Annotated in this window: 4 protein-coding genes; all 4 read left to right on the top strand. The window is 74.0% G+C overall.

The genetic code is table 11. The annotated features are described in order from the left end of the window. On the top strand, positions 1-900 hold a 900-nt coding region (locus ACFCY7_RS11870; RefSeq protein ID WP_376483625.1), incomplete at its 5' end, for a beta-ketoacyl reductase. Then, positions 897-4,316: a type I polyketide synthase gene (locus tag ACFCY7_RS11865; protein ID WP_376483623.1), complete on the top strand. Its 3,420-nt coding sequence runs from the start codon at positions 897-899 to the stop codon at positions 4,314-4,316. The genes ACFCY7_RS11870 and ACFCY7_RS11865, both read left to right, overlap by 4 nt. Before the next feature lie 13 nt (positions 4,317-4,329). After that, positions 4,330-9,957: a type I polyketide synthase gene (locus ACFCY7_RS11860; protein ID WP_376483634.1), complete on the top strand. Its 5,628-nt coding sequence runs from the start codon at positions 4,330-4,332 to the stop codon at positions 9,955-9,957. Further along, positions 9,954-15,239: a type I polyketide synthase gene (locus ACFCY7_RS11855; protein ID WP_376483621.1), complete on the top strand. Its 5,286-nt coding sequence runs from the start codon at positions 9,954-9,956 to the stop codon at positions 15,237-15,239. The genes ACFCY7_RS11860 and ACFCY7_RS11855 overlap by 4 nt, the downstream gene beginning before the upstream one ends. Positions 15,240-15,254 lie beyond the last annotated feature (15 nt).

Genomic DNA, 15,254 nt, shown 5'->3' with positions numbered 1-15,254 from the left:
TACGCGGCGGCCAACGCGTTCCTGGACGCGCTCGCGCAGCATCGGCGGGCGCGAGGGCTGGCCGCGACCTCGCTCGGCTGGGGCCTGTGGGCACAGGCGACCGACATGAGCGCGCACCTGAGCGAGGCCGACCAGAAGCGCATCGCTCGGGGCGGCATGATCGCGTTCACCGCCGACGAGGGCATGGAGCTGTTCGACGCCTCGCTCCAGGCGCCCGAAGCCGCCCTGCTGCCGGTGAAGCTGGACTTCGCGGCCCTGCGCGCCCGGGCCGGGAGCGGTGCGGTGCCCGCCGTCCTGCGCGGGCTCGTGTCGGCGGGACGGCGCTCCGCCCAGGGCGCCGACGCGAACCCGGACACCCTCGCCAAGCGGCTGGCCCGGGTGTCACGCAACGAGCGGGAACGCATCCTCCTGGAGATGGTCCAGCACGAGGCCGCGGCCATCCTGGGCTTCGCGTCCGCCGACCAGGCCGAGCCGGACCGGGCGCTGAACGAGATCGGGTTCGACTCCCTCACCTCCGTCGAACTGCGCAACCGGCTCTCCGCCCTGACCGGACTGCGGCTCCCCGCCACGCTGATCTTCGACCACCCGACCCCGATGCGGCTGACGGCCTACCTGGAGGGGGAACTCGGCCAGGACACGGACGAGGTCGAACTCCTGATGGCGGAACTCGACGGTCTCGAAGCGTCGTTCGCCGCGATCGAACCCGACGAAACGGCCCGCCGCCGGGTCCTCGCCCGGCTCACGTCGCTGACCGCCCGCTGGCAGCACGCCCCCGGAGCGAGCGGGCCGGGCGGACCGGAGGGCGCGGCCGAGGAGATCGATCTCGACTCGGCCACCGACGACGAGATGTTCCAGCTGATCGACAGCGAGTTCGGCCTTGAGGAAGGGCACACGGCATGAGCAACGAGCAGCAGCTCCGCGACTATCTGAAGCGCGTTCTCGCGGACGCCCGCCGCTACCAGAGCCGGGTGCGTGAACTGGAGGGCGCGAACACCGAGCCGATCGCCATCGTCGGCATGGCCTGCCGCCTCCCGGGCGGGGTGACCACCCCGGAGGACCTGTGGCGGCTCGTCGCCGACGAGTCCGACGTCATCACCGAGTTCCCCGAGGACCGGGGCTGGGACCGCGAGGCGCTGTACGACCCCGATCCGGACCACGCGGGAACGAGCTACGCCCGTGAGGGCGGCTTCATGGACGACGTCGCCGGGTTCGACGCCGGATTCTTCGGCATCTCGCCGCGCGAGGCGCTGGCGATGGACCCGCAGCAGCGGCTGATGCTGGAGACCTCGTGGGAGGCCCTGGAGAGGGCCGGGATCGATCCGGCCGGCGTGCGCGGCACCGACGTCGGCGTCTTCACCGGCACCGCCGGCGGCGACTACCGCGCCGACACGCACGCCGTCCCGGAGGGCCTCGAAGGCCACCTGATGACGGGCGCCTCGCTGAGCGTGCTCGCGGGCCGGGTGTCGTACGTCCTGGGCCTCGAAGGACCGGCGGTGACCGTCGACACCGCGTGCTCGTCCTCGCTGGTGGCCCTGCACCTGGCGGTGCGGTCGCTGCGGTCGGGGGAGTCCTCGCTCGCGCTGGCCGGCGGCGTGACCGTGATGGCCACGCCCTTCACGCTCATCGGCTCCTCGCGCCAGCGCGGCCTGTCCGCCGACGCCCGCTGCAAGGCGTTCGCCGGGACGGCCGACGGCACCGGACTCGCCGAGGGCGCGGGCGTGCTGCTCCTGGAGCGGCTCTCGGACGCGGTGCGCAACGGGCGGCGGATCTGGGGAGTGGTCCGCGGCTCCGCAGTGAACCAGGACGGCGCGTCCAACGGCCTGACCGCGCCCAACGGACCCTCGCAGCAGCGCGTGATCCGCACGGCGCTCGCCGACGCCGGCCTGGTCCCCGCCGACGTCGACGCGGTGGAGGCCCACGGCACGGGCACGGCCCTCGGCGACCCCATCGAGGCACAGGCAGTCCTCGCGACCTACGGGCAGCACCGCGACGCCGAGCGGCCCCTGTGGCTCGGCTCGCTGAAGTCGAACATCGGGCACGCGCAGGCCGCCGCCGGCGTCGCCGGTGTCATCAAGATGGTGATGGCGATGCGGCACGGCGTGCTGCCCCGCACCCTCCACGTCGACGAGCCGACCCCGCACGTCGACTGGACGACCGGCCGCGTCGAGGTACTGACCGAGGCCCGCCCCTGGCCCGAGCTGGACCGGCCGCGCCGGTCCGGGGTGTCCAGCTTCGGCGTCAGCGGCACCAACTCCCACGTGATCCTCGAACAGGCCCCGGAACCCGCGCCGACCACCGCCGACGCCGAAGAGGACACACACGGCCTGCTGGGCGCCGAAGCCGTCCCGCTGCTGGTGTCGGCCCGCGGCTCCGCGTCAGGACTCGCCGCACAGGCGCGCGAGCTGGCCGCCTTCCTCGCCGCCGGCCCCGAGGTGCGCACGCACGACGTGGCACGCTCGCTCGTCCGCACCCGGAGCCTGCTGCCCGATCGGGCCGTCGTCGTCGCGGGCGACCGCGCCGAGGCGCTGGCCGGACTCGAAGCCCTCGCGGGTCCCGCCGATCCCGAGGGGACGCCGGGCATCGCCGGCGCCGAGGACGCGCCCGGCCTCGTCGTCGGCGAAGGCGGGGCCGTCAAGGGGCGGAAGGTCTTCGTCTTCCCCGGGCAGGGCGCCCAATGGGCCGGCATGGGAGCCGACCTCCTCGACGCCGCACCCGTGTTCACGGCCCGGATGGAGGAGTGCGCGAAGGCCCTGGACCCGCTGACCGGCTGGTCGCTGCTCGACGTCGTCCGGCAGGCCGAGGGCGCTCCCTCGCTGGACACCATCGACGTCGTACAGCCCGTCTCGTTCGCCGTCATGGTGTCCCTCGCGGCGCTCTGGCAGGCCGCCGGCGTCGTGCCCGACGCGGTCGTGGGGCACTCGCAGGGCGAGATCGCCGCCGCCTGCGTGGCCGGCGGCCTCACCCTGGAGGACGCGGCGACCCTGGTCGTCATGCGCAGCCGCGCGATCGTCGGCATGCCCGGCAAGGGAGGCATGGCATCGATCGCCGAGCCCGTGGACCGCGTGGCGGACCGCATCGGGCCATGGCCGGGCAAGCTCGACATCGCCGCCGTCAACGGCCCCGCCTCGACGGTCGTCAGCGGTGACCTGGAGGCGCTCGGCGAACTCCTCGCCGACTGCGAGGCCGCGGGAATCCGGGCGCGGCAGCTCCTCCTCAACAACAGCGCCGGCCACTCCGTCCAGATGGAGGCCATCGAGGGCGAACTGCGCCGCACCCTGGCCGGTCTCTCGCCCCGGTCGGGCACGGTCCCGTTCTACTCGACGGTGACCGGCGACCTGTTCGACACCGCCGGGCTCGACGCCGGCTACTGGTACCGCAACGTACGCCGGACCGTCCGCTTCGACCCCGCCGTACGCGCCCTCGCGGCCGCCGGCCACGGCGTGTTCGTGGAGGTCAGCACGCACCCGGTGCTGGTCCCCGCGATCGAGCAGACCCTGGAGGACGGCGCCACCGCCGCCCCGAAGGCGGTGACCGGGACCCTGCGCCGGGACGAGAGCGGCCCGCGCCGCTTCCTGGAATCCCTGGCCGCCCTCCACGTGCGCGGAGTGGCCGTCGACTGGAACGCCGTCCTGGGGCGGGGCCCGGGCCGACCGGTGGAGCTGCCGACCTACGCCTTCCAGCACCGGCGGTACTGGCTCGACACCACCTGGGGCGCCGGAGTCCGCACAGAAGGCACGGCGGTACCGGGCCTGGACGACGAGACGTCACGGGAGGACGCGGCCGCCGACGCCCGCAGCCTCGTCCAGCGCCTCGCCGCCCTGTCCCCGGAGGAACGGGACCACACCCTGCTCACCCTGGTCCGCACCTCGGCGGCCGCCGTACTCGGCCACACCTCCGAGGCCGAACTGCCGCCCGGCCGCGCGTTCGGCGAGGCCGGCTTCACCTCCCTCGCCGCCGTCGACCTGCGCAACCGGCTCTCCCGCGTCACCGGCCTGCGCCTGCCCAGCACGCTGATCTTCGACCACCCGACACCCGTCGCACTCATGCACTTCCTCAGGGACGAGCTCTTCAGCACCGACACGGCCGAGGAACCGGTCCTCGCCGAACTCCGCCGGCTCGAAGACGCGGCCGGCTCGCTCGCCCCCGACCGGATCGAGGCCACCGGCCTCATCACCCGGCTCCAGGCACTGACCGCGAAGTTGGAGGCAGCGGGCGGCGTCGCCCGCACGGACGGGGCCGACGTCGCGGCCAGGCTCGAATCGGCCTCGGTGGACGACGTCTTCGCCTTCATCGACGTGGAATTCGGAGAGGGATAAACAGATGAGCCAGGTGGGGAACGAAGAGAAGCTCCTCAAGTACCTCAAGAAGGTGACCGCCGACCTGCACCAAGCCCGGCAGCGCATAGCCGAGTTGAGTGCCACGAGCACCGAGCCGGTGGCGATCGTGGGGGTGGCGTGCCGTTTTCCGGGTGGGGTGTCGTCGCCGGAGGATCTGTGGCGGTTGGTTGCCGATGAGGTGGATGTCATCGGTGGTTTTCCGGGGGATCGCGGGTGGGATCTGGGGTCGTTGTTCGATGACGATCCGGATCGGGTGGGGACGAGTTATGCCCGTGAGGGTGGGTTTTTGGAGGATGCTGCGGGGTTCGATGCGGGGTTCTTCGGTATTTCGCCGCGTGAGGCGTTGGGGATGGATCCTCAGCAGCGGTTGATGTTGGAGGCGTCGTGGGAGGTGTTGGAGCGGGCGGGTGTCGATCCGGCCGGGTTGCGGGGCAAGCCCGTCGGCGTCTTCACCGGCGCGGTCGGCAGCGACTACCGGCCCGAGCCCGGCAACGTCCCCGACGACGTCGAGGGCTACCTCCTGACCGGCGCCCTCGGCGGAGTGCTCTCCGGCCGCATCTCGTACGTCCTCGGCCTCGAAGGCCCCGCCGTCACCGTCGACACCACCTGCTCGTCCTCCCTCGTCGCCCTGCACCTCGCGGTGCAGTCACTCCGCTCCGGCGAGTCCTCGCTCGCCCTGGCCGGCGGCGTCACGGTCATGACCTCGCCGGGCGCGTTCGTCGGGTTCTCCCGGCAGCGCGGCCTCGCGCCCGACGGCCGCTGCAAGGCCTTCGCGGCCACAGCGGACGGCACCGGCTGGTCCGAGGGCGCCGGCGTCCTCCTCCTCGAACGACTCTCCGATGCCGTGCGCAACGGACGCCGGATCTGGGCCGTCGTACGTGGCACGGCCCTCAACCAGGACGGCGCCTCGAACGGCCTCACCGCACCCAACGGCCCCTCTCAGCAGCGCGTCATCCGCGCGGCTCTGGCCGGCGCGGGACTCACGGCGAAGGACGTCGACGCGGTGGAGGCGCACGGGACGGGAACTTCGCTGGGCGACCCGATCGAGGCGCAGGCGCTGCTCGCCACGTACGGGCAGGATCGCGATGCGGAACGGCCTTTGTGGCTGGGCTCGTTGAAGTCGAACCTCGGGCACACGCAGGCCGCCGCCGGTGTCGCCGGTGTCATCAAGATGGTGATGGCGATGCGGCACGGTGTGCTGCCGCGCACGCTGCACGTCGACGAACCGACCCCGCAGGTGGACTGGTCGGCAGGTGCGGTGGAGCTCCTGACGGAGGCCCGTCCCTGGCCCGAACTCGACCGGCCGCGCCGGGCGGGCGTCTCCTCCTTCGGCGCCAGTGGCACCAACGCGCACGTGATCCTGGAGCAGGCCCCGGAGCCGGCGCCGGCAGAGACGCCCGAGACCGAGGCTCCCGTCCCCGGACCGGTCCCCCTGGTCGTGTCGGCCCGCGGCAAGGTAGGACTGGCCGCCCAGGCAAGGGAGTTGGCGTCGTTCCTGTCGAAGCGCACGGAACTGGGCCTGGCGGATGCCGGGCGCGCGCTGACCGGGACACGGAGCGCCCTCTCGGAGCGTGCCGTGATCGTGGCCGACGACCGCGCCGAGGCCTTGAGGGGCCTGGACGCGCTGGGCAAGGGCGAGCCTGACCCGGCGCTCGCGACGGGAACGGCTGTGGACGGTGGTCGGCTGGCAGTCCTGTTCACGGGGCAGGGGAGTCAGCGGGTCGGAATGGCCCGGGGCCTGTACGAGCGCTATCCGGTGTTCCGGGAGGCGTTCGACGCGGCGTGCGCGGCGCTGGACGCGCGGCTGGCCGGACACGTCGAGCAGTCCGTCGCGGAGGTCGTCTTCGGGACGGAGAGCGCGCCGCTGGATCGGACGGTGTTCACCCAGGCCGCGCTGTTCGCCGTGGAGACGGCGCTGTTCCGGCTGGTGGAGTCGTGGGGTGTCCGCCCGGACTTCGTCGGTGGTCATTCGGTGGGCGAGGTGACGGCCGCGCACGTGGCGGGCGTGCTGTCGCTGGAGGACGCGGCGACGCTGGTGGCGGCGCGCGGCCGCCTGATGCAGCAGCTTCCGTCCGGCGGGGCGATGGTGTCGGTGGCCGCTCCCGAGGAGGTCGTGCGTCCGCTGCTGACCTCGGGCGTCGACATCGCCGCCGTGAACGGCCCGGTCTCCATCGTCGTCTCCGGCGTCGAGAACGAAGTCCTGGCAATGGCAGATGAGTTGGCGGCTCAGGGTGTGAAGACCCGGCGTCTGTCCGTCTCGCACGCCTTCCACTCGGCGCTCATGGAGCCGATGTTGGAGGAGTTCGGGGCGGTGGTGAAGGGGCTGGAGTTCCAATCGCCGCGGCATGTGCTGGTCTCCAACGTGACCGGGGAGATCGCGGATCCGGAGCTGGTGCGCCGTCCTGAGTACTGGGTGGAGCACGTTCGTGCGGCCGTGCGATTCGCCGACGGGGTGCGGGCGTTGGAGCGGGCGGGTGTGTCCACGTTCCTTGAGTTGGGTCCGGACGCGGTGTTGTCGGCGATGGGTGCGGACTGTGTGACGGGTGAGGGTTCCGTCTTCGTACCGTCGCTGCGTCGTGAGGGCGACGAGGTGCGTGCGTTCGTGTCGGCGCTGGCGGGTCTGCATGTGCGTGGCGCGGCGGTGGAGTGGCGGGCGCTGTTGGGTGACGGGTCGGGTTGGCCGGTGGAGTTGCCGACGTACGCCTTCCAGCGACAGCGCTACTGGCTGGAGAACGGCGAGGGCTCGGGAGATCCCGCGGGTCTCGGCCTGCTCGGCGTCGATCACCCGTTGCTGGGCGCGGTCACCGAGGTGCCCGGTTCCGGGGCGCTGCTGTTCACCTCGCGGTGGTCGCTGCGTACGCATCCGTGGCTCGTCGGCCACGCCGTGGGCGGGGTGGTGATCGCACCGGGCACGTCGTTCGTCGAGCTGGTGGTGCGGGCCGGCGACGAGGTGGGCTGTGAGGCGCTGTCGGAGCTGCTGATCGAGGCTCCGCTGGTGGTACCCGAGCAGGGTGCCGTGCAGCTGAGGGTGGAGGTCGGTGCGGCCGACGAGGACGGGCGCCGGACCGTACAGGTCCACTCCCGTCCTGAGGATGCCGAGCCCGGATCCGCCTGGACCCGGCACGCGTCGGGGCAGCTGGCCGCCAGGGCCGGTGCCCCTGACTTCGAGCTGGCGCAGTGGCCGCCCCGGGACGCGGTCCCGGTGGAGGACGCGGCCGGTGCGGCGTACGGGGAGTTGGAGGAGAGCGGGTACGGGTACGGGGCCGCGTTCCGGGGATTGAGGGCGGCCTGGACGCGGGGCGAGGAGATCTTCGCGGAGATCGCCCTTCCCGAGGAGGCGGGCGGCTCCGACGGGTACGCGCTGCACCCGGCCCTCCTGGACGCCTGCTTCCACGCCGCGGTCCTCCGCCAGGACCGACCGGAGCGGCGGCTCGCGCTGCCGTTCGCGTGGAACGAGGTGCGCGTGTACGCGGCCGGAGCGTCCGCGGTGCGCGTCCACCTCGTGCCCGGCGGTCCGGACACGGTCAGCGTGCGGCTGGCCGACGCGTCCGGCGCCCCGGTGGCGTCGGTGGAGTCCGTGGTGGCCCGTCCCGTGGCACCGGAGAGCCTCGGCTCCGGGCCGGGGCCCGACTGGACGCGCGACGCGCTGTTCCGTCTCGAATGGACGCCGCTCACCCTGCCCGGGACCCCGGTGACGGGCGGCGGCCTGCCGACCGTGACCACCGTCCAGGAGGTGGCCGCCCTGGCCGCGGGCGGTGCCGCCTCGGCCGTCGTCGATCTCCGCGCTGCCGCTGGTGACGTGCGTGAGGTGACGGGCCGGGTCCTGGAACTCGCCCAGGCGTGGCTCGCCGAGCCGGCGCTGGAGGACGGCCGGCTCGTGGTGGTGACGGGGCCGGTCGACGACCTGGCGGCGGCATCGGTGTGGGGCCTGCTGCGCTCGGCGCAGGGCGAGCACCCGGGTCGGTTCGTGCTGGTGGCCTCGGACGATCCCTGGTCCGAAGGGGCCGAAGGGGCCGAAGGAGACGACCGGGCCGAGGGGGCCGACCGGGCCGGGCAGGCTGGTCAGGCAGACCAGGTCGATCCGGTCAGTCATGCCGACCTCGCCGGCCTTGCCGACCGCGTCGACCACGCCGATCCGGTCGACCAGAACGTTCTGGCCGCCGTCCTGAGCTCGGGCGAGCCGCAGGTGGCGATCGGGTTCGGTGGAGTCTCCGTGCCCCGGTTGGCGCGGGCCGTGCCCGTGGCCGAGCGGGGCAGGGCGCTGGATCCGGCGGGGACGGTTCTGGTGACGGGCGGTACGGGTGGTCTGGGCAGGCTGGTGGCCCGTCATCTGGTGCGGGAGCACGGGATACGGAGTCTGGTGCTGGTGTCCCGTCGGGGGCCGGACGCGCCGGGCGCGGCCGGTCTGGAGGCGGAGCTGGCCGAACTGGGCGCCCGGGTACGGGTCGTGGCCTGCGACGTGGCCGACCGCGAGGCGGTGGCCGGGGTGCTGGCGGGCGTACCGTCCGACGCTCCGCTGACCGGTGTCGTGCACACGGCGGGTGTGCTGGACGACGGTGTGCTCACGGCGCTGACGCCGGAGCGCATCGACGCGGTGTTCCGTCCCAAGGCGGATGCGGCGCTGGTCCTGGACGACCTCACGCGCGATCTCGACCTGGCGGCCTTCGTGCTGTTCTCGTCGGCGGCCGGAACGCTGGGGAATCCGGGGCAGGCCAACTACGCGGCCGCGAACGCGTTCCTCGACGCGCTGGCCAGGCGTCGTCACGCGGCGGGGCTGCCGGCCGTCTCCCTGGCATGGGGTGGCTGGGCGGAGAGCAGCGACATGACGGCGCACCTCACCGAGGCCGATCTGCGGCGGGTGTCGCGCGGCGGCGGAACCGGAGTCACCGCACGGGAGGGCCTGGAGCTGTTCGACCTGGGTCTGCTGGCATCCGACCCGGTCCTCGTCCCGGTGAAGATGAACTTCGCCGTCCTGCGCGAACAGGCCGCCACGGCCGAATCCGTCCACGCACTGCTGCGCGGCCTCGTGCGGGCCGGCCGGCGCGCGGCGCGGAGCGGCGACCCCGCGGTCCCCGACCTGCCCGGGCGGCTGGCGGCGCTCCCGACGGCGCAGCGGGCGGACGCCCTGCTGGACGTCGTGCGCGGGGAGATCGCCACGATCCTGGGGCATGCCTCGGGGGCGCAGGTGGAGCCCGAACGGGCCCTGAGCGAGGTCGGGTTCGACTCGCTCACCTCGGTCGAGCTGCGGAACAGGCTGTCCGCCCTGAGCGGTCTGCGCCTGCCGGCCACGACGATCTTCGATCACCCGACGCCCAAGGCGCTGGCCCGCGCCCTGCTGCAGGAGCTGTTCCCCGAGGCCCCCGCCGGCGGGGCGGCCGTCGGCCGCGAGGACGAGATCCGCCGCGTGCTGGCGGCGACACCGCTGGCCCGCTTCGAGGAGCTCGGGATCCTCGACAAGCTCCTCGAACTGGCCGACGGTCCGCAGGCCCGACCGGCCGCCGCGGAACCCCGGGAGGACGCGACGCCGCTGATCGCGGAGATGGACCTCGACGACCTCGTCGAACGGGCGATGAGAAGTGCAAGGAATCAGCAGGGCCTCGGAGAAGGAGCAACAGCGTGACCGGTTCGGACAGCAGGGTCGTCGAGGCACTGCGCGCGTCACTCATCGAGAACGAGCGGCTGGAGAACGAGAACAGCAGGATCAGGGAGCGGCAGACCGAACCCGTCGCGATCGTGGGGATGGCATGCCGTTTCCCGGGCGGGGTGTCCTCGCCGGAGGAGCTGTGGGACCTGGTCGCCTCCGACGGTGACGGCATCACGGAGTTCCCGGTGAACCGCGGCTGGGACCTGGAGAACCTGTATCACCCGGACCCCGATCACCCGGGGACGAGTTACGTGCGCGAGGGCGGGTTCCTGCACGACGCGGACGCGTTCGACGCCGGTTTCTTCGGCATCTCGCCGCGTGAGGCGCTGGCGATGGACCCGCAGCAGCGGCTGATGCTGGAGACGTCCTGGGAGGCACTGGAGCGGGCGGGCATCGACCCGGCCTCGCTGCGCGGCGAACCCGTCGGCGTGTTCGCGGGCGACATGTACCAGGACTACGCGGTCGGGTACATGGACGGTGCGGCCTCGGACCCCGACAGCGTCGAAGGCCACCTGATGACCGGCGGTGCGGGAAGCATCGTGTCGGGCCGGGTGTCGTACTTCCTCGGTCTGGAAGGCCCGGCGGTGACGCTGGACACGGCCTGCTCCTCGTCCCTGGTCGCCCTGCACCTGGCGACGCAGTCGCTGCGCTCGGGCGAGTCCTCGCTGGCCCTGGCCGGCGGCGTCACCGTCATGGCCAAGGCCGCCGCCTTCGTCGGCTTCTCGCGGCAGCGCGGCCTCGCGCTGAACGGCCGGTGCAAGTCCTTCGCCGCCGCGGCGGACGGTACGGGCTGGGCCGAGGGCGCGGGTGTCCTGCTCCTGGAGCGGCTGTCGGACGCGGTGCGCAACGGGCGTCGGATCCTGGGTGTCGTACGAGGGTCGGCGGTGAACCAGGACGGTGCGTCGAACGGTCTGACCGCGCCCAACGGTCCGTCCCAGCAGCGGGTGATCCGCCGGGCGCTGGCGAACGCGGGCCTGCGTCCCGCCGATGTGGACGCGGTGGAGGCGCACGGGACGGGAACCGCGCTGGGCGACCCGATCGAGGCGCAGGCGCTGCTCGCCACGTACGGGCAGGAGCACGAAGCCGGCCGCCCGTTGTGGCTGGGGTCGGTGAAGTCGAACATCGGGCACACGCAGGCCGCCGCCGGCGTCGCCGGTGTGATCAAGATGGTGATGGCGATGCGGCACGGCGTGCTGCCGCGCACGCTGCACGTCGACGAGCCGACGCCCCAGGTGGACTGGGCGGCCGGTGCCGTGGAGCTCCTGACGGAGCCCCGGCCCTGGCCGGAGGTCGACCGTCCGCGCCGGGCGGGCGTCTCCTCCTTCGGCGTCAGCGGCACCAACGCCCACGTCATCCTGGAACAGGCCCCGGAGCCGGCGCCCGCCGGAAGCGACGGCGGGTCCGAGCCGGTCGTGCGCGGGCCGGTTCCGCTCGTCCTGTCGGCGCGCGGCAGGGGGGCCCTCGCGGGACAGGCCCGGCGGCTGGCCGCGTACCTCTCCGCGCACCCGGACGTGAGCGCGGTCGACGCGGCGCGTGCCCTCGTCCGCACCCGGGGCCGGCTGCCCGAGCGGGCCGTCCTCGTCGCGGGTGACCGCGAGGAGGCGCTGACGGGCCTGGCGGCCCTGGGCGGGGACGAGTCCGCGCCGGGTCTCGTCACCGCCCGGGGCGGCCCCCTCAACGGGCGCAAGGTGCTCGTCTTCCCCGGCCAGGGCGGCCAGTGGCCCGGCATGGGAGCCGATCTGCTCGACTCGTCCCCGGTGTTCGCGGCCCGGATGCGAGAGTGCGCCGACGCGCTGGACCCGCTGACCGGATGGTCGCTGCTCGACGTGATCCGGCAGGCCGAGGGAGCGCCCTCGCTGGAAGCGGTCGACGTCGTACAGCCCGTGTCGTTCGCCGTGATGGTCTCCCTGGGCGCGCTGTGGCAGGCCGCGGGCTTCGTCCCGGACGCGGTGGTCGGCCACTCCCAGGGGGAGATCGCGGCGGCCTGCGTGGCCGGCGGGCTGACCCTGGCGGACGCGGCGAAGGTCGTCGTGACCCGCAGCCGCGTCGTGGCGACCTCGCTGTCCGGCCGGGGCGCGATGGCCTCGGTCGCGGCGGACGCCGAGCGGCTGGCCGAACTGCTCGCGCCCTGGCCCGGCAGGCTCGACATCGCCGCGGTCAACGGCCCGGAGGCGTTCGTCGTCGCCGGTGACCCCGAGGCGATGGCCGAGCTGACCCGTAGCTGCGAGGACGCCGGTGTCCGGGTCCGCCCGATCCCCGCCGACTACGCGTCGCACTCCGCACAGGTCGAGTCCGTCGAACGGGAACTCGGCGAAGCCCTGACCGGCCTCGCCCCCCGCTCCTCCAAGGTGCCCTTCTACTCCACGGTGACGGGCGGGCTCTTCGACACGGCGGGACTCGACGCCGGGTACTGGTACCGCAATCTGCGCCGTACGGTCCGCCTCGACCCGGTGGTGCGCGGCCTCGCCGCCGAAGGCCACGACGTGTTCGTGGAGGCCGGCACCCACCCCGTGCTCGTCCCCGCGATCGAGCAGTCCCTCGAAGCCGCCGAGGTGGCCTCGCCGCTGGTGACCGGGACGCTGCGCCGCGAGGAGAGCGGCCCCCGCCGCTTCCTGGAGGCGCTCGCCGCACTCCACGTGCGAGGGGTGCCCGTCGACTGGACCGCGGTGACGGGCGAGGCCGGCGGCCCCGCGGCCGAACTGCCCACCTACGCCTTCCAGCGGCAGAGCTACTGGCTGGACACCGCCTCCGGCGCCGGCGACCCGGCCGGTCTGGGGCTGGCCGCCGTCGCGCACCCCCTGCTGGGTGCGATGACGGAGATCCCGGGCTCCGGCGCTCTCCTGTTCACCTCCCGCCTCTCGCTGTTCTCGCACCCGTGGCTGGCGGACCACGCGGCCGCGGGGACGGTGCTCGTACCCGGCGCCGCCCTGGTCGAACTGGCCCTGCGGGCCGGTGAGGAGGCCGGCTGCGAACTCCTCGCCGAGCTGGTGATCGAGGCCCCGCTCGTCATGCCCGCACAGGGCGGCGTGCACCTGCGGGTGGAGGTCGCCGACGCGGACGGCTCGGGACGGCGCCGGTTCACCGTCCACTCCCGCCGTGAGGACGCCGGCCCGGCCACCGCCTGGACCCGGCTCGCGTCGGGGCAGCTGGCGCCCGAGAACGGCAAGCCCGACTTCGAGCTGACCCAGTGGCCGCCGCGCGGCGCCGAGCCCGTCGAGGACGCGGCCGCCACCGCGTACGAGGGACTGGCCGGCAGCGGGTACGGCTACGGGCCCGCCTTCCAGGGCCTGCGGGCCGTGTGGACCCGGGGCGAGGAGGTCTTCGCCGAGGTCGCCCTGCCGGAGGAGGCCGGCAGGGCCGAGGGCTTCGGACTGCATCCGGCGCTGCTGGACGCCTGCCTCCACGCCGGGGTCTTCCGGCCGGGCGGCGGAGAGCGGGAACTGGTGCTGCCCTTCGCCTGGAGCGACGTACGGCTGCACGCGGCCGGGGCCGACACCCTGCGGCTGCGCCTGGTCCCGAGCGGCGAGGACACGATCACCCTGCAGCTCGCCGACGCGACCGGAGCTCCCGTCGCCTCCGTCGAGTCACTGGTGGCCAGGCCGGTGGAGGCGGCGGCCCTGCGCGCCTCCTCCGGAGCCGCGGCCGAGCAGATGTTCCGCGTGGTGTGGGAGCCGACCACGGTCAAGTCCCAGGACGCCGAGCTCGGCGCGGTCTCCGTCGCCACCGCCGAGGACGTCCGCGCCCTCGCCGGAACCGACACCGCGCTCCTGCTCCTCGACGTCTTCGGCGGCGACCGCGCCGACGCCGGCGAGGTACGCGACGTGGCCGCCCAGGTCCTGGAGCTGGTCCAGGCATGGCTGGCCGAACCCACCCTGCAGGACAGCCGGCTGCTCGCCGTGACCCACGGGGCCGTCGCCGCCGAGGGCGGGCTCACCGACCTGTCGGCCGCCGCGGTGTGGGGCCTGCTGCGTTCGGCGCAGGCCGAGAACCCCGGCCGGGTCGTCCTGATCGACACCGACGACACGGAGGAGTCCCTGCGCGCCCTGCCGGGCGTGCTGGCGTCCTGGGACGCGCAGGCGGCCGTCCGCAAGGGAGCGGTCCACGTGCCGCGACTGGCGCGGGCCGTGCCCGCGCGAGGACGGCAGCGGACCCTCGACCCGGCCGGCACGGTGCTCATCACCGGCGGCACCGGCGCGCTCGGCGGTCTCGTCGCCCGCCACCTGGTGCGGGAACACCGGGTCGGGAACCTGCTGCTGGTGTCGCGCCGCGGACCGGAGGCGCCCGGCGCCGACGCGCTGGCGGCCGAACTGACCGGCCTGGGGGCCCGGGTGCGGATCGCCGCCTGCGACGTCGCCGACCGCGAGGCCCTGGCGGGACTCCTCGCGGAGATACCCGCCGAGGCCCCGCTGACCGGCGTGATCCACACGGCGGGCGTGCTGGACGACGGCGTCGTCACGGCCCTCACCCCCGAGCGGCTCGACACGGTCTTCCGGCCCAAGGTCGACGCGGCCGTCCACCTCCACGAGCTGACGTCCGACCTGGACCTGGCCGCCTTCGTGCTCTTCTCGTCGGCCGCCGGCACCCTCGGCAACCCCGGCCAGGGCAGCTACGCGGCGGCGAACGCGTACCTCGACGCCCTCGCACAGCACCGCCACGCCGCCGGCCTGCCCGCGACCTCCCTCGCCTGGGGCTGGTGGGGGCAGAACTCCGAGATCGTGGAACACCTCGGTGAGATCGACATCCAGCGCATCGACCGGCTCGGCATCCTCGCCTTCACCGAGCAGGAGGGCATGGAGCTCTTCGACGCCGCGCTGCGCGCCCCGGACGCCGTACTGGCCCCGGCGAAGTTCGACTTCGCCGCCATGCGCGCCACGACGAGCGCCGACCACGTGCCCCCGCTGCTGCGCGGCCTGCTCAGGGTGGGCCGCCGGGCGGTCGGCGACGGCACGGCGGCCGGGGCGAGCCGGCTCGCGGAGGCGCTCGCCAAGGCACCCCGGGAACAGCGCGGGGCGATCCTGCTCGAACTGGTCGTCCAGGAGGCGGCGGCGGTGCTCGGCCACCTCTCGGCGGACGACTTCGGTCCGGAGACGGTCCTGTTCGAGGTCGGCTTCGACTCGCTCACCTCGGTCGAACTGCGCAACCGGCTGGCCGGCCTGACCGGGCTGCGGCTCCCCGCCGCCTTCGCCTTCGAGTACCCGACGGTCGAGATGCTCGCCGAGCAGCTGCTCGAACGCATCGACGCGCTCACCGCGGACTGACCCGCCCGCCCCCAT

This window comes from Streptomyces sp. NPDC056361, assembly GCF_042262805.1.
GTDB lineage: Bacteria > Actinomycetota > Actinomycetes > Streptomycetales > Streptomycetaceae > Streptomyces.
The sequence above is the reverse complement of the archived record's forward strand: the minus strand, read 5'-3'. Positions and strand labels throughout refer to the sequence as shown.